The organism is Streptomyces sp. CB00316, from assembly GCF_001905595.1.
Classification (GTDB): Bacteria; Actinomycetota; Actinomycetes; order Streptomycetales; family Streptomycetaceae; genus Streptomyces.
The window spans coordinates 877,410-897,296 of sequence record NZ_LIXI01000001.1; the positions used below are offsets into that span (position 1 = coordinate 877,410).

General features: G+C 71.7%; 17 protein-coding genes and 2 pseudogenes. 6 read left to right on the forward strand and 13 right to left on the reverse strand.

All coding sequences use genetic code 11. From position 1 onward, the window contains the following. Positions 1–16: 16 nt before the first annotated feature. Positions 17–515, forward strand: a pseudogene (locus AMK21_RS03920) (carboxymuconolactone decarboxylase family protein). Between the two features lie 13 nt (positions 516–528). Here the strand turns inward: AMK21_RS03920 and AMK21_RS03925 are convergent. Further along, positions 529–891 (reverse strand): arsenate reductase family protein, encoded by a 363-nt coding sequence (locus AMK21_RS03925; protein WP_073874117.1) that lies wholly within the window; start codon positions 889–891, stop codon positions 529–531. Positions 892–1,010: 119 nt separating this feature from the next. Between AMK21_RS03925 and AMK21_RS03930 the strand changes: the two genes are divergently transcribed. Then, on the forward strand, positions 1,011–1,316 hold the full coding sequence (locus AMK21_RS03930) for a hypothetical protein (RefSeq protein WP_073874292.1): 306 nt from the start codon (positions 1,011–1,013) through the stop codon (positions 1,314–1,316). Between the two features lie 54 nt (positions 1,317–1,370). Next, positions 1,371–1,760: pseudogene (locus tag AMK21_RS03935) on the forward strand (GNAT family N-acetyltransferase); the annotation flags it as partial. 297 nt (positions 1,761–2,057) lie between these two features. Here the strand turns inward: AMK21_RS03935 and glnA are convergent. Next, positions 2,058–3,467, reverse strand: a complete 1,410-nt coding sequence (gene glnA / locus AMK21_RS03940; protein WP_015608102.1) for a type I glutamate--ammonia ligase — start codon at positions 3,465–3,467, stop codon at positions 2,058–2,060. Between the two features lie 294 nt (positions 3,468–3,761). Here glnA and AMK21_RS03945 point away from each other — a divergent pair, with 294 nt between their 5' ends. Continuing rightward, positions 3,762–4,169 carry an RDD family protein gene (locus AMK21_RS03945; protein WP_030564327.1) on the forward strand — a complete coding sequence of 136 codons (408 nt, stop codon included), beginning with the start codon at positions 3,762–3,764 and terminating at the stop codon, positions 4,167–4,169. Between the two features lie 121 nt (positions 4,170–4,290). Here AMK21_RS03945 and AMK21_RS03950 read toward each other — a convergent pair whose 3' ends face one another. The 4 genes from AMK21_RS03950 to lipB form a co-directional block, all read right to left on the reverse strand. Continuing rightward, entirely contained in the window at positions 4,291–4,998 is a 708-nt protein-coding gene (locus AMK21_RS03950) for a DUF4191 domain-containing protein (protein WP_030564325.1), read from the reverse strand. Between the two features lie 30 nt (positions 4,999–5,028). Beyond that, positions 5,029–5,229, reverse strand: coding sequence for a hypothetical protein (locus AMK21_RS03955; protein ID WP_030564323.1), 201 nt, complete (start codon positions 5,227–5,229; stop codon positions 5,029–5,031). Between the two features lie 266 nt (positions 5,230–5,495). Then, entirely contained in the window at positions 5,496–6,473 is a 978-nt protein-coding gene (gene lipA, locus AMK21_RS03960) for a lipoyl synthase (RefSeq protein WP_073874121.1), read from the reverse strand. Between the two features lie 182 nt (positions 6,474–6,655). After that, a complete protein-coding gene (gene lipB, locus AMK21_RS03965) occupies positions 6,656–7,465 on the reverse strand; it encodes a lipoyl(octanoyl) transferase LipB (protein WP_073874123.1) in 810 nt (269 codons plus the stop codon). A gap of 302 nt (positions 7,466–7,767) precedes the next feature. Between lipB and AMK21_RS03970 the strand changes: the two genes are divergently transcribed. Continuing rightward, positions 7,768–9,483 (forward strand): regulator, encoded by a 1,716-nt coding sequence (locus AMK21_RS03970; protein ID WP_073874125.1) that lies wholly within the window; start codon positions 7,768–7,770, stop codon positions 9,481–9,483. 37 nt (positions 9,484–9,520) lie between these two features. Here the strand turns inward: AMK21_RS03970 and AMK21_RS03975 are convergent, their stop codons facing one another. Next, a complete protein-coding gene (locus AMK21_RS03975; protein ID WP_073874127.1) occupies positions 9,521–10,912 on the reverse strand; it encodes an FAD-dependent oxidoreductase in 1,392 nt (463 codons plus the stop codon). A 172-nt stretch (positions 10,913–11,084) separates the two neighbouring features. Next, positions 11,085–11,984 (reverse strand): TIGR01777 family oxidoreductase, encoded by a 900-nt coding sequence (locus AMK21_RS03980; RefSeq protein WP_073874129.1) that lies wholly within the window; start codon positions 11,982–11,984, stop codon positions 11,085–11,087. A gap of 96 nt (positions 11,985–12,080) precedes the next feature. Here AMK21_RS03980 and AMK21_RS03985 point away from each other — a divergent pair, with 96 nt between their 5' ends. After that, positions 12,081–12,632: a GNAT family N-acetyltransferase gene (locus tag AMK21_RS03985; protein ID WP_073874294.1), complete on the forward strand. Its 552-nt coding sequence runs from the start codon at positions 12,081–12,083 to the stop codon at positions 12,630–12,632. Between the two features lie 11 nt (positions 12,633–12,643). Here AMK21_RS03985 and AMK21_RS03990 read toward each other — a convergent pair whose 3' ends face one another. From AMK21_RS03990 to sucB, 5 genes are all read right to left on the reverse strand, one after another. Further along, positions 12,644–13,165, reverse strand: a complete 522-nt coding sequence (locus AMK21_RS03990; protein ID WP_073874131.1) for a DUF4240 domain-containing protein — start codon at positions 13,163–13,165, stop codon at positions 12,644–12,646. A gap of 62 nt (positions 13,166–13,227) precedes the next feature. Further along, positions 13,228–14,217: a helix-turn-helix transcriptional regulator gene (locus AMK21_RS03995; protein WP_073874133.1), complete on the reverse strand. Its 990-nt coding sequence runs from the start codon at positions 14,215–14,217 to the stop codon at positions 13,228–13,230. A gap of 99 nt (positions 14,218–14,316) precedes the next feature. Further along, positions 14,317–16,989 (reverse strand): pyruvate dehydrogenase (acetyl-transferring), homodimeric type, encoded by a 2,673-nt coding sequence (gene aceE / locus AMK21_RS04000; protein WP_073874135.1) that lies wholly within the window; start codon positions 16,987–16,989, stop codon positions 14,317–14,319. Positions 16,990–17,255: 266 nt separating this feature from the next. Continuing rightward, positions 17,256–17,879 (reverse strand): GntR family transcriptional regulator, encoded by a 624-nt coding sequence (locus AMK21_RS04005; RefSeq protein ID WP_073874137.1) that lies wholly within the window; start codon positions 17,877–17,879, stop codon positions 17,256–17,258. Positions 17,880–18,028: 149 nt separating this feature from the next. Then, complete coding sequence (sucB, locus tag AMK21_RS04010) at positions 18,029–19,867, reverse strand: 2-oxoglutarate dehydrogenase, E2 component, dihydrolipoamide succinyltransferase (protein WP_073874139.1); 1,839 nt, start codon at positions 19,865–19,867, stop codon at positions 18,029–18,031. Positions 19,868–19,887: the final 20 nt, after the last annotated feature.

Consider the following 19,887-nt stretch of genomic DNA (forward strand, 5'->3'; position numbering starts at 1 on the left):
CCCTAGATTCGTACCCATGACGACGACGGAGATCAAGCCGAACGACCGCACCGCCACCCCCGCCCCCACCGCTCGGCTCAATTTCGCGAAGGCCGCCCCGAAGGTGTTCCGCGCCGTGATCGGCTTGGACGCGGCGGCCCGCGAGGGCCTGGACCCGACGCTGGTCGAACTGGTCCAGATCCGCTCCTCGCACCTGAACCGCTGTGCGTACTGCCTCCACATGCACACCACGGACGCGCGGAAGGCGGGGGGAGAGCGAGGAGCGGCTGCACATGGTGGCGGTCTGGCAGGAGGCGCCCCACTTCTTCACGGAGCGGGAGCAGGCCGCCCTGGCCCTGACCGACGCGGTCACCCGGCTCGCGGACGCCGGGGTCCCGGACACGGTCTACGGCCAGGCGGCCGCCCACTTCGACGACGAGGAGCTGGCCCAGCTCCTGGCCCTGATCCTCACGATCAACACCTGGAACCGCATCGCCCTCGCCACGGCGAAGCGCGCGGGCGCGGACGAACGCTGAGTCCCCCTGCCGGCTACCGGCGCCCCAGTGCGTCCCGCACGGCTTCCTCACTCCGGCCCACCACGGCGGTCCCGTCGTCGGCCGTGATGATCGGCCGCTGGATCAGCTTGGGGTGCTCGGACAGAGCGGTGACCCACCGCTCCCGCGAACCGGCGTCCCGCGGCCACTCCTTGAGCCCGAGCTCCTTGGCCGCCGCGTCTTGCGTCCGCGTGATGTCCCACGGCTCAAGGCCCAGCCGGTCCAGGACGGCCCGGATCTCCTCGGGTGAGGGTACGTCCTCCAGGTAGCGCCGGACGGTGTAGTCGGCCCCCTCCGCGTCGAGGAGGGTGAGCGCGCCGCGACACTTGGAACAGGCCGGATTGATCCAGATCTCCATGGGGCCAAGGTTACGCGAGGGACTGCCGAAAACGCCTCTGGCCAGGGGTGATTGTCAGTGGGGGGCAGTAAAATAGAGGGAGTTCGTGAGGGTTCCACCACCCTGCCAGGAGGATGCCGATGGCCGTTGCCGCAGTCACGACCGAGCCGCTCGACCGACAGCTCCCGATGCCCTTCCACCCGCCGCTGCCCGCCCCGCCGACGAAGAAGCGGCTGCCCGCGGGCCGCCCCCGCGAGTGGTACGTCTCGCACAACCGCCGCCTCAAGGCCATGCGCCTGGCGATCGCCCTGCTCGACAGCGGGGTCTACCAGCCGGCCAGCGCCGGAAACCACAAGATACGGACCACCGCCGAGCGTCTGGGCATGCACCCGCCGTCCGACACCACGTGCCGCATGGTCCGCGCCCTGATCCGCTACGGCCGCTGACGCCACCTTCCGCTGACGATCGGTGCCCCTGGTCCGAACGGTCCGGGGGCACCGGCACGCTCCGCCGCGTACCACCTGGTCATCGAGACCCGCTTCGAGCACGCCTTCGTCGGCGCGGTGTCGGTGGGCGAGACGGACCCCAGGGCCGGCCGCTTCCGTACGGGCATCGAAGTCACCCGCGAACACCGCCGCCGGGGATACGCGGCCGAGGCCACCGAACTGGTCCTCACCTACATGTTCGCCGAACAGCGCAGCCACAAGTGCGAGGTGGAGGTCTACGCCTTCAACGACGCCTTCCTCGCCCTCTACCGCAGACTCGGCTTCGTGGAGGAGGGCCGCCTGCGCCAGCACGAGTTCTTCGCGGGCGCCTACCAGGACGTGGTCCTGCTGGGCATCACGGCGGACGAGTGCTGGGCGGGCCGGGCGCGGCCTTCGCTGCGCTGAGGCGCTGAGGACGAGTCGGCTTCCGATCCCCCGGGGCCTGGAATCAGCCGAAGTGATCTGCTGGCCGAGGCTGAGTGAGGGCAGGTCGATGGCGCGAGGATCCGGTCCGTCTGCTCCCGCACGACATCATCCCCGCCTCGGCACCCGAGGACATGCTTCCCGTCCATCAGGAGGCCCGGTCCCACCTGGACCGGGGCCCAGCGCGGCCGACAGCACGAGCGAGGGCCGCCACTCCCGGAAGGAGGTGGCGGCCCTCGGTGCCTCAGGCATCAGGCGCAGGTGGGTACGCCCCGCGGCTCAGATGTCGAAGTACAGCTCGAACTCGTGCGGGTGCGGGCGCAGCTGGATCGGGGCGATCTCGTGCGTGCGCTTGTAGTCGATCCACGTCTCGATCAGGTCCGACGTGAAGACGCCGCCCGCCTGGAGGTACTCGTTGTCCGCCTCCAGGGCCTCGAGCACCGCCGGGAGGGACGTCGGGACCTGCTGGACGTTGGCGTGCTCCTCGGGAGCCAGCTCGTAGAGGTCCTTGTCGATCGGCTCGGCCGGCTCGATCTTGTTCTTGACGCCGTCCAGGCCCGCCATGAGCAGCGCGGAGAACGCGAGGTACGGGTTGGAGGACGGGTCCGGGGCGCGGAACTCGACGCGCTTGGCCTTCGGGTTCGAGCCGGTGATCGGGATGCGCATCGCGGCGGAGCGGTTGCGCTGCGAGTACACCATGTTGACCGGGGCCTCGAAGCCGGGGACCAGGCGGTGGTACGAGTTCACCGTCGGGTTGGTGAACGCCAGCAGCGACGGGGCGTGCTTCAGGATGCCGCCGATGTAGTAGCGCGCCATGTCCGACAGGCCCGCGTAACCCTGCTCGTCGTAGAAGAGCGGCGTACCGCCCTGCCACAGCGACTGGTGGACGTGCATGCCCGAACCGTTGTCGCCGAAGATCGGCTTCGGCATGAAGGTCGCGGTCTTGCCGTTGCGCCAGGCGACGTTCTTCACGATGTACTTGAAGAGCATCAGGTCGTCGGCCGCGGCGAGCAGCGTGTTGAACTTGTAGTTGATCTCGGCCTGGCCGGCGGTGCCGACCTCGTGGTGCTGGCGCTCGACCTGGAGGCCGTTCTTGTCCAGCTCCAGGGAGATCTCGGCACGCAGGTCGGCGAAGTGGTCCACCGGCGGGACCGGGAAGTAGCCGCCCTTGTAGCGGACCTTGTAGCCGCGGTTGTTCTCCTCCGACCCGGTGTTCCAGGCGCCGGCCTCGGAGTCGATGTGGTAGAAGCTCTCGTTCGCCGACGTCTGGAAGCGGACGTTGTCGAAGACGTAGAACTCGGCCTCCGGGCCGAAGTACGCGGTGTCCGCGAAGCCGGTCGAGGCGAGGTACGCCTCGGCCTTCTTGGCGATGTTGCGCGGGTCGCGGCTGTACTGCTCACCCGTGATCGGGTCGTGGATGAAGAAGTTGATGTTGACGGTCTTGTCGCGGCGGAAGGGGTCCACCCGAGCCGTCGACAGGTCGGCGCGCAGCGCCATGTCCGACTCGTGGATCGCCTGGAAACCGCGGATCGACGAGCCGTCGAAGGCGAGTTCCTCGGCCGGGTCGAAGGTCGCTGCCGGGATCGTGAAGTGCTGCATCACCCCGGGCAGGTCGCAGAACCGGACATCGATGAACTTGACGTCGTTGTCCGCCACGTACTTCTGCACTTCGTCGGCGTTCTGGAACATCCAACTCCTCCTACTCCCGACCCGGGAGGGACGGGGTTGTAGCTCGTGGTGCGGCCAGTGCGGTGGCACACGCTGGACCCGACCATAGGCAGGCGTGATTTCTCAAGCATGACCCATTTGTTTCGCCCAAGTTAACCGGGGCGAGGGTGAGCGGCATCTCAGCGGCTGTCTCCGCGCGGCTTTTTCCGTGCCCCGCCCGGCCGGGCCCAAACCTGGGCGCAGTACCGTGGGCGGGTGGACAACAGGCAAGCAATCGGATCGTGGCTCTCGGGGCCCCGCGCGGCCGCGGAAGAGATGGGTGCCGACTTCGGCTACCGCGGCAAGCGGCTCGGGCTGCCCGAGGAGGGGCCGGGGGCCATCGCCCCGCTCGGCCGCCGTTTCGGGGCCGTCTTCATCGACTGGTCGATCTGCATGGTGATCGCATACGGGCTGCTCGCTCGCGGTGACCAGCAGGCGGCGGGGAACTGGGCGCTCGGCGTCTTCCTCCTCATGAGCGCCCTCACCGTCGGCACCATCGGCTGCACCCCCGGCAAGCGCCTTCTGGGGCTGCGCGTGGTCTCCGAGGACGGCGGCCGCCTCGGCTTCGGTCGCGTCCTCGTCCGGACCGTCCTGCTTCTGCTCGTCATTCCCGCCCTCGTCTGGGACCGCGACGGGCGCGGCCTCCACGACCGCCTCGGCCGCGCCGTACAGGTCCGGATGTAGCCCACCCGTACACACCCGATGACAGACCCGATGCAGCCCCACCCCTGCACACCCGCAGAAACGCAGCGGCCCCGGACCATTCCTCGGTCCGGGGCCGTCCTGTGTACGTCGCGCCTGGCGCTCAGCGCATCTTTCCGCCGCGCGGCATCCGCATGCCCTTGGGCATCGGGCCCTTCGGCAGCGGCATGTTGCTCATCAGGTCGCCCATCGCACGCAGCCGGTCGTTGGTGGTGGTCACCTGCGGGCCGGTCAGGACGCGGGGAAGCTTCAGCATCTTCGTGCGGACCTTCTTCAGGGGCACCTGGCCCTCGCCGTTGCCGACGATGATGTCGTGGACCGGGACGTCCACCACGATGCGGGCCATCTTCTTCTTCTCGGCCGCCAGGAGGCCCTTCACCCGGTTCGGGTTGCCCTCGGCGACCAGGACGATGCCGGCCTTGCCGACGGAGCGGTGCACGACGTCCTGGCTGCGGTTCATCGCCACGGCGGGGGTCGTGGTCCAGCCGCGTCCGATCCGGTCCAGGACGGCGGCCGCCGCACCGGGCTGGCCCTCCATCTGCCCGAAGGCCGCTCGCTCGGCCCGTCGTCCGAAGATGATCGCCATCGCGAGGACGGCCAGGACGAAGCCCAGGATGCCCAGGTAGACCGGGTGACCGATCACGAAGCCGATGCCGAGGAGGACACCGAACGTGGCGATTCCCACGCCCGCGACGATGAACCCGATCTTGCTGTCGGACCGCCTGGTCATCTTGTAGGTCAAGGCGATCTGCTTGAGCCGCCCTGCGTTCTCGGCGCTGTCCGCGCCTTCAGTTTTTGCCTTCCTCGCCATGAAAAGAAGTTTACGTGGCGTGGAAGCGACCTAGGAACGGTGGTCGGCCACCGCGTCCGGTACGTACGGGGACTCCACCCGGTCCTTGGCCCGGCGGCGGTCCTCCAGGACGGCCGTCCAGGCGTTGCGGCGAGCGGTGCGCTGGCCGCTGCTCAGCAGCAGCGACTCGACGGCGCGCAGGGCGGTGGTGACGGACGGAAGGGCGTGGGCGCGGACCGGTGCGGCCTGCATGGTGTTCCCCCTCGGAGTGGATGCGCCACCCGGGCGCGGACTGAGTACGGGAAGCGGTGACGCGACGGCCGTGGGAGCTGCCGCTGCACGTGCACCTAGGGTCACTGCTTGGTGTTACCAGTGCGTGACCGGTGGGTCAAACACCAATGAACCCTTCATTCCGGCGCCCCGCACGCCGAGGCGGCCCGTACGCGTCCCTCACCTGCGGGGAGCGCACGGGCCCCCTCGGCCGTGCGGTTACTGCTCGGTAGCTCGGGTGAGCGGATTCACACGGCCTGGGCGGTCGGCAGGCTTCCGGTGGCCGCACCGCGGGCCTCCATCGCCTGCTGGAAGAGACGGCCCGCGCGGTACGAGGAACGCACCAGCGGCCCCGACATCACGCCGGAGTAGCCGATCGCGTCGGCCTCGTCCTTCAGCTCCACGAACTCCATCGGCTTCACCCAGCGCTCCACCGGGTGGTGGCGCACGGTGGGCCGCAGGTACTGCGTAATCGTGATGAGCTCGCAACCCGCGTCGTAGAGGTCCTGGAGCGCCTCGCTGACTTCCTCGCGGGTCTCGCCCATGCCGAGGATCAGGTTCGACTTGGTCACCAGGCCGGCCTCGCGGGCCCGCGTGATGACTTCCAGGGACCGCTCGTAGCGGAAGCCGGGGCGGATGCGCTTGAAGATGCGCGGCACCGTCTCCACGTTGTGCGCGAGCACCTCGGGGCGCGAGGAGAAGACCTCGGCGAGCTGCTCGGGCTCGGCGTTGAAGTCGGGGATCAGCAGCTCGACCTTGGTCGCGCCCGCCTCCCGCTCCGCCGTGAGCGTGTGGATCTGGCGGACGGTCTCGGCGTACAGCCAGGCTCCGCCGTCCTCCAGGTCGTCGCGGGCGACGCCGGTGATGGTGGCGTAGTTCAGGTCCATCTTGACGACGGACTCGCCGACCCGGCGGGGCTCGTCACGGTCCAGCGCCTGCGGCTTGCCCGTGTCGATCTGGCAGAAGTCGCAGCGCCGCGTGCACTGGTCGCCGCCGATGAGGAAGGTGGCCTCGCGGTCCTCCCAGCACTCGAAGATGTTGGGGCAGCCCGCCTCCTGGCAGACCGTGTGCAGCCCCTCGCCCTTCACGAGATTCTGCAGCTGCTTGTACTCGGGGCCCATCTTCGCCCGCGTTTTGATCCACTCGGGCTTGCGCTCGATGGGGGTCTGGCTGTTTCGGACCTCCAGGCGCAGCATCTTGCGCCCGTCGGGTGCGACAGCGGACACTCCGGCTCCCCTTTGCTTTCTGCTGCGTGGTTTTCGCATGGGATTCTTCGGCCAACACCAGGGTACGCCCGTAAATCAAACGGCCTTACGCCTGGCCAACCTGCGGCCGCCGGGGCCTGTTCCCCGGCCGGTGGCGGCGGTCGGGGCTACTGACCGGTACTGCCTTCCGGTGATCGCCGGTGCTATGCCGGGGCCGCGGCCTTCGGCTGGTCGATCACGCGGGGCGCGAGCTCCGCGTTCTCCAGGATGTCCCGCAGGTGCTTCTCGGCGACCGGCAGCACCTCCTCGATGGTGATCTCCCGGCCCAGCTCGTTCGAGAGGGACGTCACCCCCGCGTCGCGGATGCCGCAGGGCACGATCCGGTCGAACCAGGTGTTGTCCGGGTTCACGTTGAGCGCGAAGCCGTGCATCGTGACGCCCTTGGCGACCCGGATCCCGATGGCGGCCAGCTTGCGGTCCTCGCGGCGCTGGCCCGCGTTGGACGGGGCGTACTCCGGGCCGTTCAGCCGTGGGTCGAACTCCTCGTCCTGGAGCCTGGGGTCGAAGTCCAGCGAGAGCCCGCCGAGCGTACGACGCTCCTCGACCGGGTCGCCGAGCACCCAGACACCGCTGCGGCCCTCGACCCGTGAGGTCTCCACCCCGAAGTCGGCGGCCGTACGGATCAGCGCGTCCTCCAGGCGGCGGACGTGCGCGACGACGTCCACCGGGCGCGGCAGCTTCTGGATCGGGTAGCCGACGAGCTGCCCCGGGCCGTGCCAGGTGATCTTCCCGCCCCGGTCCACATCGATGACCGGGGTGCCGTCCAGCGGGCGCTCGCTGTCGGCGGTCCGACGGCCCGCCGTGTAGACGGGCGGGTGTTCCAGGAGCAGACAGGTGTCCGGCACCAGGTCCTCGAACCGGGCCGCGTGCACCTCGCGCTGCTTCTGCCAGGCCTCCGTGTACTCGACGGCCTCGTCACCGAAGCCCAGACGGACGAACCGCAGCTCGCTCACGACAGATGCCTCCCTACGTCGGGCGCCGTGTGCCCGAAGGGGTGTCCCCCGGGATGACGGCACCCTGCACTGATCGCGCCCGCATCCACTGTACGACCGTCACCCGGCCGGCCCACCGGCAGGTGGAGGAGGCGCTTCCCGACGTGAAGGGGCTCCGGTCCCTTCTGTCAGCTCTGTCCACAATCCTCACACGATCGGATGAACGTGGAGCAAAGGGTGTCTCCGACCGCCCCGGCGGACGCTAAATTCGCGCCGTTCCCCAGGGGCTGCCCGGCCCCCGAAGGCAGGAGACCGTACAGCTGATGTCGGAACGACCCCCGCAGCGCACGCCCAACCGCCGCCTCGCCTCTCTCATCGCGGAAGCCGGGTTCTCCCACGCGGGCCTCGCCCGCCGGGTAGATCAGCTCGGCCTCGAACACGGACTGGACCTGCGGTACGACAAGACCTCGGTCACCCGCTGGCTGCGGGGACAGCAGCCGCGCGGCACGACCCCCGCCCTGATCGCCGAGGTCTTCACCCGGCGCCTCGGGCGGCGGCTCTCCGCCCAGGACCTCGGCCTCGACGCCTGCGCGCCCGTCTACGCGGGGCTGGAGTTCGCGGCCACCCCCGCCGAGGCCGTCGACATCGTCAGCGGCCTGTGGCGCAAGGACGCGGGGACGCACACCGAGCTGCGCAAGATCGCCTTCACCCCGGCCGGTCTCGTCGTCCCCAGCCGCGACTGGCTGATCGGCCGCGCCGACGACTGGGTGGCCCGCGACGGCGGGGCGGCCCAGCCGCCCGCGCCGCACCGCGGGGCAGGTGCCGGGGCCGCCGGCGCGTCCCCGACACCCGGCGGCCGTACGGAGACGCCGGCCCCGGGCCGTACGGACGGCGGTCTGCGCACCGACCTCCGCGGCGTGCCCCGCCCCGGCGGACCCGTACGCCCGGCGGGCCGGCCCGCCACCGGCCACCCCGTTCCGGCCGGTGGCCAGCCGAAGGCGGACCCGTCCGGGAGGGCCCGGCCAGGAGCGGGGGCGGGGGCCCTGCCCGGCGGACTGCCCGGCTCCGGAGCCTCTTCCGGTACGGAGGCGCTCCCCGCGGTCCCGCGCCAGCGACAGACCGAGCGCGGGCCCGGCCTGCGGGTCGGCAACGGCGACGTAGCGGCGCTGCGCTCGGTCGGCGAGCTCTTCCGCACCCTCGACCACACCTACGGCGGCGGCCACGCCCGCCAGGCCCTAGTGCGGTACCTGGAGCACGAGGCCGAGCCGATGCTCCGCGGAAGTTACGGCGAAGCCACCGGGCGCCGCCTCTTCGCCGCGGTCGCCGACCTCACCCGGCTGGCCGGCTGGACCTCCTTCGACATCGCCGCCCACGGCCTGGCCCAGCGGTACTTCGTCCAGGCCCTGCGGCTCGCCCAGGCCGCCGGGGACCGCGGCTACGGGGCGTACGTCCTGATCACCATGAGCCGCCAGGCCGTCTACCTCGGCCACGGCAGGGAGGCCGTGCAGCTCGCGCGCGTCGCCCAGCAGGGCATCGGCTCCGCCGCCCCGCCCCTCGTCCAGGCCCTGCTGCACTCGGTGGAGGCGCGCGGCCACGGGATCCTCGGCGAGGCGCGGGCCTGCACCGCCGCGCTGACCCGGGCCGAGCACGCCCTGGAGACCGCGCGCCCGGGGGACGAGGCGCCGGCGTGGGCCCGCCCCTTCGGCGAGGCCCAGCTCGCCCACGAGCTCGGCCACTGCCACCGCGACCTCCAGCAGTACCGGGCCGCCGCCCAGCACGCGGAGCGCTCACTCCAGCTGCGCGCCCCGGCGTACGCCCGCAGCCGGCTGTTCTGCCGGGTGGTCCTCGCCTCCGCCCGGCTGGGCCTCGGCGAGCTGGAACAGGCCTGCCTGCTGGGCGCCGAGGCCGCCCAGCAGGCCTCCGAGATGCGCTCGGTCCGGGCCGTCGAGTACGTACGCGCCTTCGAGCGCAGCCTGGAGCCGTACCGGGACGCCGCCCCCGTACGCGGATACCGCGACCGGGTGGCGGCGCTGGGCTGACCCCCGGACGGGCGCCTTCGAACGGGAGTGCCCGCCGCTACGCCGCTTCCGGCAGCCGGGCGCCCCCCGGATGCGCCGGAGCCACTCCCAGGTCCGTCAGGATCGCCTCCGCCGCCCGGCGCCCCGAGTGCAGCGCGCCCTGGACCGAGCTGGTGTCCCGGTGGTCGCCGCACACGTACAGCCCCGCCAGGACCCGCACCGGCCGGCGCGGGTCGTGCGGGGCCTCCATCGCGGGTACGGCCTCCGGGTCGTGGTGGGCGGCCAGCAGCTCCCAGTCGCCCGTCGGCATCCCGTACAGCGCCGCCAGATGCGTCCGTACGGAACGGTCCAGGTCCGGCGGCGGTGTTCCGAGCACCGTCGACGTGACCAGCGCCCGGCCCTCCGGCGCGCGTGAGGGGTCGACCTCGCTCATGACCGCCGTGTACGCCACCGGACCCGACCGGTCCCCGTCCAGCACCAGCGACCTGCCGGTCGGCGGCGGCGCGGGCGCGGTGTGGTGAAGGACCGTCACCGGGCGGAACTCGGGCACGCGCAGACCGGGCAGCAGCTCGGCCGCGGCCCCCGCCCCGGTGGCCAACAAGAGGGAACGGCAACCCAGTTCACCGTGCTCCTTGGTGCGTACGGTGGTGATGTCGGCGGCCGTGACATGCACCCCGGTCCGTACCGTGCCGGGCGGCAGCGCGGCCGCCAGCAGGTCCGGCAGCGTCCCCGAACCGCCCGCCGGGACGCAGAGCCCGCCCCGCGCGTAGTCCCGCAGGGCCAGATCCGCGTACCGGCTCGACGTGGTGAGGCCGGGATCGCCGAGCAGCGCGGAGAGCAGCGGACGCAGGACGCCGTCCACCGTACGGGCCGGCATCTGACCCGCCCTCAGGGCGGCGAGCGCCGTCCGTTCGGGGCGGGCCAGGAGCCGGGCCGTCGGGGTGGCGGCCAGCCGGGAGAGCGCCGCGCCGAGCCGGGCCCGGTCGATCGCCTCGGCCATGGTTGCGGTGTTCCGGAGGGCTGAGCTCCTCGCGCCCAGGCCGCTGAGGGACGCGATCCGCAGGTGGCCCCCGTAGCCGCCCGGCGATGCCTGGGGGGCGCTCGATCGGGCGCGTACGGCTCTGAGTGCGCCCCTCGCGCTCCGTATGTCACCGGTGCGGTGGCGGCGGCCCTCACTGTGCACCAGCACCCCGGGCGCGAACTCCCGCAGCTCCGGGGTGCCGAGCCCCGGGGTGGCGGTCAGCTCCGGCCAGGAGGTGCAGAGCAGGGGGCCGAGCTGGTCGAGACGGAACCCGTCCACCTCCTGGGTGGCCAGCCGACCGCCCACGGTGGAGGCCGCCTCCAGAACACTGACGCCGACTCCGGCGCCGGTCAGCAGATGGGCCGCTGAGAGGCCGGCGATCCCGGCCCCGATGATGATCACGTCCGCGTCGTGTGCCGTGCTGCGCACAAGGCCCTCCCCGAGTCGGTGCGACTGGTGGGGGCTTCTTGCCCCCAACAGGTCCCCGGAATGCCGGAGTTCGCACCGAGGGTAGGAGGATGGCTGATAGTGGGTCAGACGCGCGTGGCCGGGTGCACCGGGGCACGGGGTCGCACACCTGGCCGCCCCGTGAGCGTGCCGCTCAACGCAGCGCCGCCCGGATCGCCGCGTCGATGCCGGGGAACGCGAACGAGAAGCCGGAGTCCAGCAGCTGCCCGGGGATCACCCGCTGGCTGCCCAGCACATCGCCCGCGAACTCCCCGAGCGCGACCCGCAGCGCGGGCGCGGGGGCGGTGAACAGGGTCGGTCGGCGCAGCACCCGGCCCATCGCGGCGGTCACCTCGGCGTTGGTGACCGGGTCGGGCCCGGTCAGGTTCACCGGGCCGGACAGCGACTCGGTGTCCACGATGTGGCGCAGGGCGGCGACATGGTCGTGCAGCGCGATGAAGCTCCAGTACTGGCGGCCGTTGCCCATCCGCCCGCCGAGCCCCGCCTTGAACAGGGGGAACAGCCGTCCCCATGCCCCGCCCTCGCGGGCCACCACCAGTCCGGTGCGGGCGTGCACCGTCCGGATGCCCCGTTCCTCGGCAGCGGCCGTCGCCGCCTCCCACTCCTCGCAGACGGAAGGCAGGAAGCCCTCCCCGGGCGGCGCGCTCTCGTCCACGGCGCGGTCTCCCGTATCGCCGTAGTAGCCGATGGCCGAGCTGGAGAGGAGCACCTGCGGCGGGCGGTCGAGCGAGGCGACGGCCTCGGCGATCGCGGCCGTGCCGAGCACCCGGCTGTCGCGGATCTCCCGCTTGTAGTCGTCGGTCCAGCGGTGGTCGCCGACCCCGGCCCCGGCGAGGTGGACGACCGCGTCGCAGCCCACCAGCCCGGCCACGTCCACGTAACCCCGCTGGGGGTCCCACTGCACCTCGTCACCGGACCTGGCGGGCCGTCGCACCAGGCGGGCCACCTCGTGCCCGTCGGCGCGCAGCGAGCGCACGAGCGCCGCTCCGATGAGTCCGGACGATCCAGTGACGGCGATACGGGAGGTCGGCATGGTGCCATCCTGCCCCACGGATCGGGGGAAACACGGCAGCGGATACGGGGGAAAACACCATGGATGGCGAAGAACCCGGCATGGGACAGTGACGTCATGTCCGCAACCACCGCCCCCCGCTCCGTCTCCGTCCGTCCCGCCCTGCCGGCCGACGAGGAAGCCCTCGGTGAGCTCGACCGGTCCACCTGGTCGACGCTGCACGCGGTCGTGCCACGGCCCCGGCCTCCGTACGACCCCTTCTTCGACGAGCGGCACCGGCCCGAGGACTTCCTGGTGGCCGAGGCCGCGACGGAGGCCGGGGCCGAGTCCTCGGCCGGTTCCGGCGGGACGAGCGTCGCCGGGTACATACGCCTGGTCCCGTCCACCCCGCTCGCCTGCAACGCCCATGTGCGGCAGATACAGGGCCTGGCCGTGGCGGCCTGGGCGCGCGGGGCCGGGGTCGGGCGGACCCTGCTGCGCGCCGCGTTCGCCGAGGCCCGGCGTCAGGGGGCCGAGCGGATCACGCTGCGGGTGCTCGGGCACAACACCCCCGCCCGGGCGCTCTACGCCTCCGAGGGCTTCGCCGTGGAAGGGGTGCTGAGCGGGGAGTTCTTCCTGCACGGCCGCTATGTCGACGACGTCCTGATGGGCCGCTCGCTGGCGCCCTGAGCGGTGAGGGTTCAGCGCGGTGCGAAGCGGTCCCAGAGCTCCGGGTAGCGGGCCCCCAGTGCCTCGTCGTCCTCGAAGTCGACCGGGGAGCCCAGCGGCTCGGTGGGCTGGGGCGGCAGGCCCAGATCGGGTGCGACCACGCCTGTGAGCTGCTCGTACGCCTCGTCGGCCGCGTAGCCCAGCTCCTCGCCGTCCCCGTCGATCTCCTCGTCGAACTCCTCCAGCAGCTCCGCCAGGTCGTCCGGGTCGTGCAGCGCGCCCTCGAAGACCTCCCGGCCCTGGCCGATCAGCCAGCACCGGAAGTAGTCGAAGGCGTCGTCGCTCGCCCCGCCGAGCAGTACGGCTGCCGCGCCCCACAGGTCCCAGCGGTAGGCGCGGTTGTAGCGGGCCTCGAAGTGCCGGGCGAAGTCCAGCACGGAATCGGGGTCGAGCTGCACCAGCCGTTCCACGAGCAGGTCGGCCTGCTCCTCGGGGTCGCCCTCGGCGGCCTCGCGGCTGCTGTCGATGATCTCCCAGAATTCCGTCTCGTCCATCACGGGTCCAGCATCCAGCCTGCCGGGACCCCTCGCACGCCCAGACGGCGAAAAGAAGCCTTTCAGCGATATAGATCACTCAGGCGTTCGACCGCCTCGGCGAACCGGCTCCGCAGATCCTCCGGTGCCACGACCTCCAACTCGGGACCCAGCGAAAGGAGCTGGCTGTATGCCACATCCAGTGACTCCACGGGCAGGACGACCGTGCGCCACCCGTCCGGGCCGGCGGGAGGGGCCTCGGAGAGGGCCGTGGCGGCGGCCGCCCGGTCACCGGTGAACGCGAGCTGCCGCGCACCGCTCTCGGACACCCGTACGGTCACCTCGGTACGGAGGAGGGACCGGGCGAACTCGGCGGCCCGGTCGTCCCAGAACGCTGGCAGGTCGAAGGCCTCGTCCCGCTCGAAGCGTTCGTCGGTTGGCTCCACCGAGGTGAACCGGTCGATCCGGTAGACCCGGAAGTCGCCCCCCACCTTGGCGCAGAGGTACCAGACCCCGGCCTTGAGGACGAGGCCGTACGGAGCGAGCTCCCGCGCCACCTCCGTACCGTTGCGTCCGTTCTCGCGGCCGCCGCCCTTGCGGTAGCGGGCGCGCAGCAGGCGGTCGTCCCAGACGGCGTCGGCGACGGCCGGCAGCAGTTCCGGGGGCTCCGGCTCGTGGTACCAGGACGGGGCGTCCAGGTGGAAGCGCTGGGCGGCGGAGGCCGAGGCGTCGCGTACGGAGGGCAGCAGCGCGGCCGACACCTTGAGCCGGGCCGCCGACGCCGCGTCCTCCAGGCCCATCTCGCGCAGCGCGGAGGGCAGGCCGGAGAGGAAGAGCGCCTCCGCCTCGTTGCGGGCGAGGCCGGTCAGCCGGGTGCGGTAGCCGCCGATGAGCCGGTAGCCGCCCGCCCGGCCGCGCTCCGCGTACACCGGGACGCCCGCCTCGGAGAGGGCCTGCGCGTCGCGGGTGACCGTACGCTCCGACACCTCCAGCTCCGCCGCCAGCTCGGCGGCGGTCATGGCGGGGCGGGACTGCAGGAGCAGCACCATCTTGATCAGCCGGGCAGCACGCATGGGCCCATTGTGGCGGCAGCGAAAACCCCCGGCCGCCGGGGCGGACGCGTTGTCGGACGCGCTCGCCCCGGTGGCCGGGGGGCAGGCCGGGCCGGCGGCTCAGAGGCCGTACCGCTCCCGGGCCTCCTTGACCGCCGAGGCCGGGACCTCGTCGCGCTTGACGAGCTGGGCCAGCGACGCCACCACGATCGACTGGGCGTCGACGCCGAAGTGGCGACGGGCCGCCGCGCGGGTGTCGGAGAGACCGAAGCCGTCCGTGCCGAGCGAGGACCAGTCCTGCTCCACCCACTGGCTGATCTGGTCCGGGACCTGGCGCATCCAGTCGCTGACCGCGAGCACCGGGCCCGGCGCACCGGAGAGCGCCTGCGTCACGTACGGGACCCGCACCTCACCGCGGAGCAGCGCCTCGTCGGCCTCCAGCGCGTCGCGGCGCAGCTCGCCCCACGAGGTGGCGGACCAGACGTCGGCCGTGACACCCCAGTCGGCGGCCAGCAGCTCCTGGGCCTCCAGGGCCCAGTGGATCGCCGTACCGGAGGCCAGCAGCTGAAGCCGCGGGGCGTCCGCCTTCGCGGGCGCGCCCTCCTTGAAGCGGTACAGGCCCTTGACGATGCCCTCCTCGACGCCCTCGGGCATCGCGGGCTGGGGCTTCGGCTCGTTGTAGACCGTCAGGTAGTAGAAGACGTCCTCGGCATCGGGGCCGTACATCCGCCGCAGACCGTCCTTGACGATCACCGCGACCTCGTAGGCGAACGCCGGGTCGTAGTTGAGCGAGGCCGGGTTGGTGGCCGCGATCAGGTGCGAGTGGCCGTCCGCGTGCTGGAGGCCCTCACCCGTCAGGGTCGTACGGCCCGCCGTGGCGCCGACGATGAAACCCTTGCCGAGCTGGTCGGCGAGCTGCCACATCTGGTCGCCGGTCCGCTGCCAGCCGAACATCGAGTAGAAGATGTAGAACGGGATCATCGTCTCGCCGTGCGTCGCGTACGACGTGGCGGCGGCGATGAAGTCGGCCATGGCGCCGGCCTCGGTGATCCCCTCGTTGAGGATCTGGCCGTCCTTGGCCTCCTTGTAGTACATCAGCTGGTCACGGTCGACCGGCTCGTACGTCTGGCCCAGGGGCGAGTAGATGCCGGCGGACGGGAACAGGGACTCCATACCGAAGGTACGGGCCTCGTCCGGGACGATCGGCACCCAGCGTCTGCCGGTCTCCTTGTCCCGCATCAGGTCCTTCACCAGGCGGACGAACGCCATGGTGGTGGCCATCTCCTGCTTGCCGGACCCCTTGTACAGGGCCTTGAACGCGCGCTCCTCGGGCTGCGGCAGAGGAGCGGAGGCGTGCATCCGGCGGGCGGGAGCGGGGCCCCCTAGGGCGGCGCGGCGCTCCTGGAGGTAGCGGACCTCGGGGGAGTCGGCGCCCGGGTGGCCGTAGGGGACGAGACCTTCCGCGAAGGCGCTGTCGGGGATCGGGAGGCCGAGCAGCTCGCGCATGCCCTTGAACTCGTCGATCGACAGCTTCTTCATCTGGTGGTTGGCGTTCTTGGACTCGAAGCCCTTGCCGAGCGTGTAGCCCTTGACCGTCTGGGCCAGGATCACGGTCGGCGCGCCCTTGTGCTCCACGGCCGCCTTGTACGCCGCGTACACCTTGCGTGCTTCGTGGCCGCCGCGCGAGGTGTAGAAACACTCGGCGATCTTCGCGTCGCTGAGCAGCTTCGCCAGCTCGGCGAGGGCGGGCTCGGCGCCGAAGAAGTGGTCGCGGATGTAGGCCACGTCGCGCGTCGCGTACGTCTGGAACTGCGCGTCCGGGACCTCCCGCAGGCGGCGCAGCAGCGCGCCCGTGGTGTCCAGCTGGAACAGCTCGTCCCAGGCGTTGCCCCAGAGCGTCTTGACGACGTTCCAGCCGGCCCCGCGGAACTGCGCCTCCAGCTCCTGGACCACGCGGAAGTTGGCGCGGACCGGGCCGTCGAGGCGTTGGAGGTTGCAGTTGATGACGAAGGTCAGGTTGTCGAGCTGCTCGCGGGCCGCGAGGGCGAGGGCGGCGGTCGACTCGGGCTCGTCCATCTCGCCGTCGCCCAGGAAGGCCCAGACGTGCGAGTTGGAGGTGTCCTTGATGGAGCGGTTGGTCAGATAACGGTTGAAGCGCGCCTGGTAGATGGCCGAGAGCGGGCCGAGGCCCATCGACACGGTGGGGAACTCCCACAGCCAGGGCAGCCGCCGCGGGTGCGGGTAGGAGGGCAGGCCCTCGCCACCGGACTCCTGGCGGAAGTTGTCGAGCTGCTGCTCGCTGATCCGGCCGTCGAGGAAGGCGCGGGCGTAGATGCCGGGGGAGGCGTGGCCCTGGATGTACAGCTGGTCGCCGGAGCCGTCCCCCTCCTTGCCGCGGAAGAAGTGGTTGAAGCCGGTCTCGTAGAGCCAGGCCGCCGAGGCGAAGGTGGCGATGTGGCCGCCGACCCCGTACCGGGCGCCCCGGGTCACCATCGCGGCCGCGTTCCAGCGGTTCCACGCCGTGATCTTCGACTCCATCTCCAGGTCGCCGTCGAACGCGGGCTCGGCGGCGGTCGGGATGGAGTTGACGTAATCGGTCTCCAGCAGCTTGGGCAGCGCGAGGCCGGCGCCCTCGGCGTGCTGCAGCGAGCGGCGCATCAGGTACGCGGCGCGGTGCGGGCCGGCGGCCTGGGTGACGGCGTCCAGGGAGGCCGCCCATTCGGCGGTCTCCTCGGGGTCGCGGTCCGGGAGCTGGTCGAGCTCGCTCGGAAGCTTTCCTACGGGGTCGGTCATGATCGCCGCCTTCCGGAGAGGAGGGGGGTGGAGAAGTCCCTGGCTGGCAGGACAGGGCGATGGGGCCGGTGGGCCCGCGGAGTGAACTGTAAGTCGCTGATCGATGATCGATCAAAGGATTGAAGGCAAAACTTCTCGATACGAAGAAAAGTGGCATGGGGTGCCTCGAAACAGGGCACGGAGTGACGCGAAAAAGCGCGCAAAAAGGGCGCTGACCTGCACGGACGAGCAGGTCACGCGCCAGATGATCGGACGGCCGCAAAGGCTTACGCGCGCGGCGCACACCCCAGCACATGGGCCTTCACCAAGGCCCCGATCCGCGGGTCCCCGGCGAGGAACGCGTCGATGAGCGCCTGGTGCTCCTCCGCGTACGACTTCTGCACCGTGCCCAGCCAGCGGATGGAGAGGGCCGTGAACACCTCGATGCCGAGCCCCTCCCAGGTGTGCAGCAGGACCGCGTTCCCGGCGGCCCGGACCATCTCCCGGTGGAAGCCCACCGTGTGCCGCACCTGCGCCTCGCCGTCGGCCAGCCGGTCCGCCTCGTACAGGGCCGCCACATGCGGCTCCAGCGCCGAGCAGTCCTGGCCGAGCAGCGGGGCGGCCAGCTCCGCCGCGATCTGCTCCAGGCCGGCCCGTACCGGGTAGCTCTCCTCCAGGTCGGCCGCGGTGAGGTTGCGGACCCTCACGCCCTTGTTGGGGGCCGACTCGATCAGCCGGAGCGTCTCCAGCTCGCGCAGCGCCTCGCGTACGGGTGTCTGGCTGACCTCCAGCTCGGTGGCGATGCGGCGCTCCACGATCCGCTCACCCGGCTTCCAGCGCCCGCTGACGATCCCCTCCACGATGTGCTCGCGGATCTGTTCGCGCAGCGAGTGGACGACGGGCGGGGTCATGGGGTGCTCCTTCGGGGGCAGACCGGTGCTGCCTACATCATCATGGTGGCGGTAGGCCTCCCGGGCTGTTTAGACAATACGGCGGCGCCCCCGCCCGGAAGGGTTCCGGACGGGGGCGCCGCTGGTGAGGCTGGTTACAGCCGGAGCGTTCAGAGGCCGAGCTCGACCTCGAACTCACCGGCCTCCAGGATCGCCTTGACCGACGTCAGGTAACGGGCGGCGTCCGCGCCGTCCACCAGGCGGTGGTCGTAGGAGAGCGCGAGGTACGTCATGTCGCGCACCGCGATGGTCTCGCCGAGGTCCGGGTGGTCGATGACCACCGGGCGGCGGACCGTGGCGCCGATGCCCAGGATGGCTGCCTGGTTCGGCGGCACGATGACGGTGTCGAACAGCGCACCGCGCGAACCGGTGTTGCTGATGGTGAAGGTGGCACCGGACATGTCGTCCGGCGTCAGGCCGCCACCGCGGGCCTTGCCGGCCAGCTCGGCGGTCTTCTTCGAGATACCGGCGATGTTCAGGTCGCCCGCACCCTTGATGACCGGGGTCATCAGGCCCTTCTCCGCGTCCACGGCGATGCCGATGTTCTCCGCGTCGAAGTACGTGATGGTGCCTTCGCCCTCGTTGATCCGGGCGTTGACGACCGGGTGGGCCTTCAGCGCCTGGGCCGCCGCCTTCACGAAGAACGGCATCGGGGACAGCTTGACGCCCTCACGGGCGGCGAAGGAGGCCTTCGCCTGGTTGCGCAGCTTCATCAGCTTGGTGATGTCGACCTCGACGACCGAGGTCAGCTGGGCCTGCGAGTGCAGCGCCTTCATCATGTTGTCGCCGATGACCTTGCGCATGCGGGTCATCTTGACCGTCTGACCGCGCAGCGGGGAGGCCTCCAGCTTCGGCGCGGCCTTGGCGGCGGCATGGCCTCCTGCAGTCCCAGCGGGTGCCGGAGCGGGGGCGGCGGCCTTGGCGGCCTCCGCGGCGGCGACGACGTCCTGCTTGCGGATACGGCCACCGACGCCGGTGCCCTTGACCGAGCTCAGGTCCACGTTGTTCTCGGACGCGAGCTTGCGGACCAGCGGCGTGACGTACGCGCCGTCGTCACCGGTGGGCGCGGCGGCCGGTGCCGGGGTGGCGGGGGCGGGCTGGGCGGCGGCGGGAGCCGGAGCCGCAGGGGCTGCCGGGGCGGCCGGTGCCGGGGCGGCCGGAGCCGGAGCTGCCGGTGCCGGAGCAGCTGCCGGTGCCGGAGCTGCCGGTGCCGGGACGGGAGCCGCGGGGGCCTCCTGCTTCGGCGCCTCGGCCTTCGGAGCCTCCTCCTGCTTCGGCGCCTCGGTCTTCGGGGCCTCCTGCTTCGGGGCGGCGCCCGGAGCACCGATGACGGCGAGCTTGGCGCCGACCTCGGCGGTCTCGTCCTCGCCGACCACGATCTCCAGCAGCACACCGGCGACCGGGGCGGGGATCTCGGTGTCGACCTTGTCCGTGGAGACCTCGAGCAGCGGCTCGTCCTCCGCGACCTCCTCGCCGACCTCCTTCAGCCAGCGGGTGACGGTGCCCTCGGTGACGCTCTCGCCGAGCGCCGGCAGGGTGACGTCGGTGCCCTCGGCGGACGAACCGCCGGTGGTCGCCTCGGCGGTCGGGGCCTCGGCCGGAGCCTCGGTCTCGGTCGACGGGGCGGTGGGCGCCTCCTCGGCGGCCGGGGCCGGGGTGGCGGCCGGCTCGGTGGACTCGGCCTGGGCCGGAGCCTCGGCCGGGGCGCCTGAGCCGTCGTCGATGACGGCCAGCTCGGCGCCGACCTCGACGGTCTCGTCCTCGGCGACCTTGATGGAGGTCAGAACACCGGACGCGGGGGCCGGGATCTCGGTGTCGACCTTGTCGGTCGAGACCTCGAGCAACGGCTCGTCGGCCTCGACGCGCTCGCCCTCGGCCTTCAGCCAACGGGTGACAGTGCCCTCGGTGACGCTCTCGCCGAGCGCCGGAAGGGTTACGGAAACCGACATGGTTTCAGTTGCTCCTTACG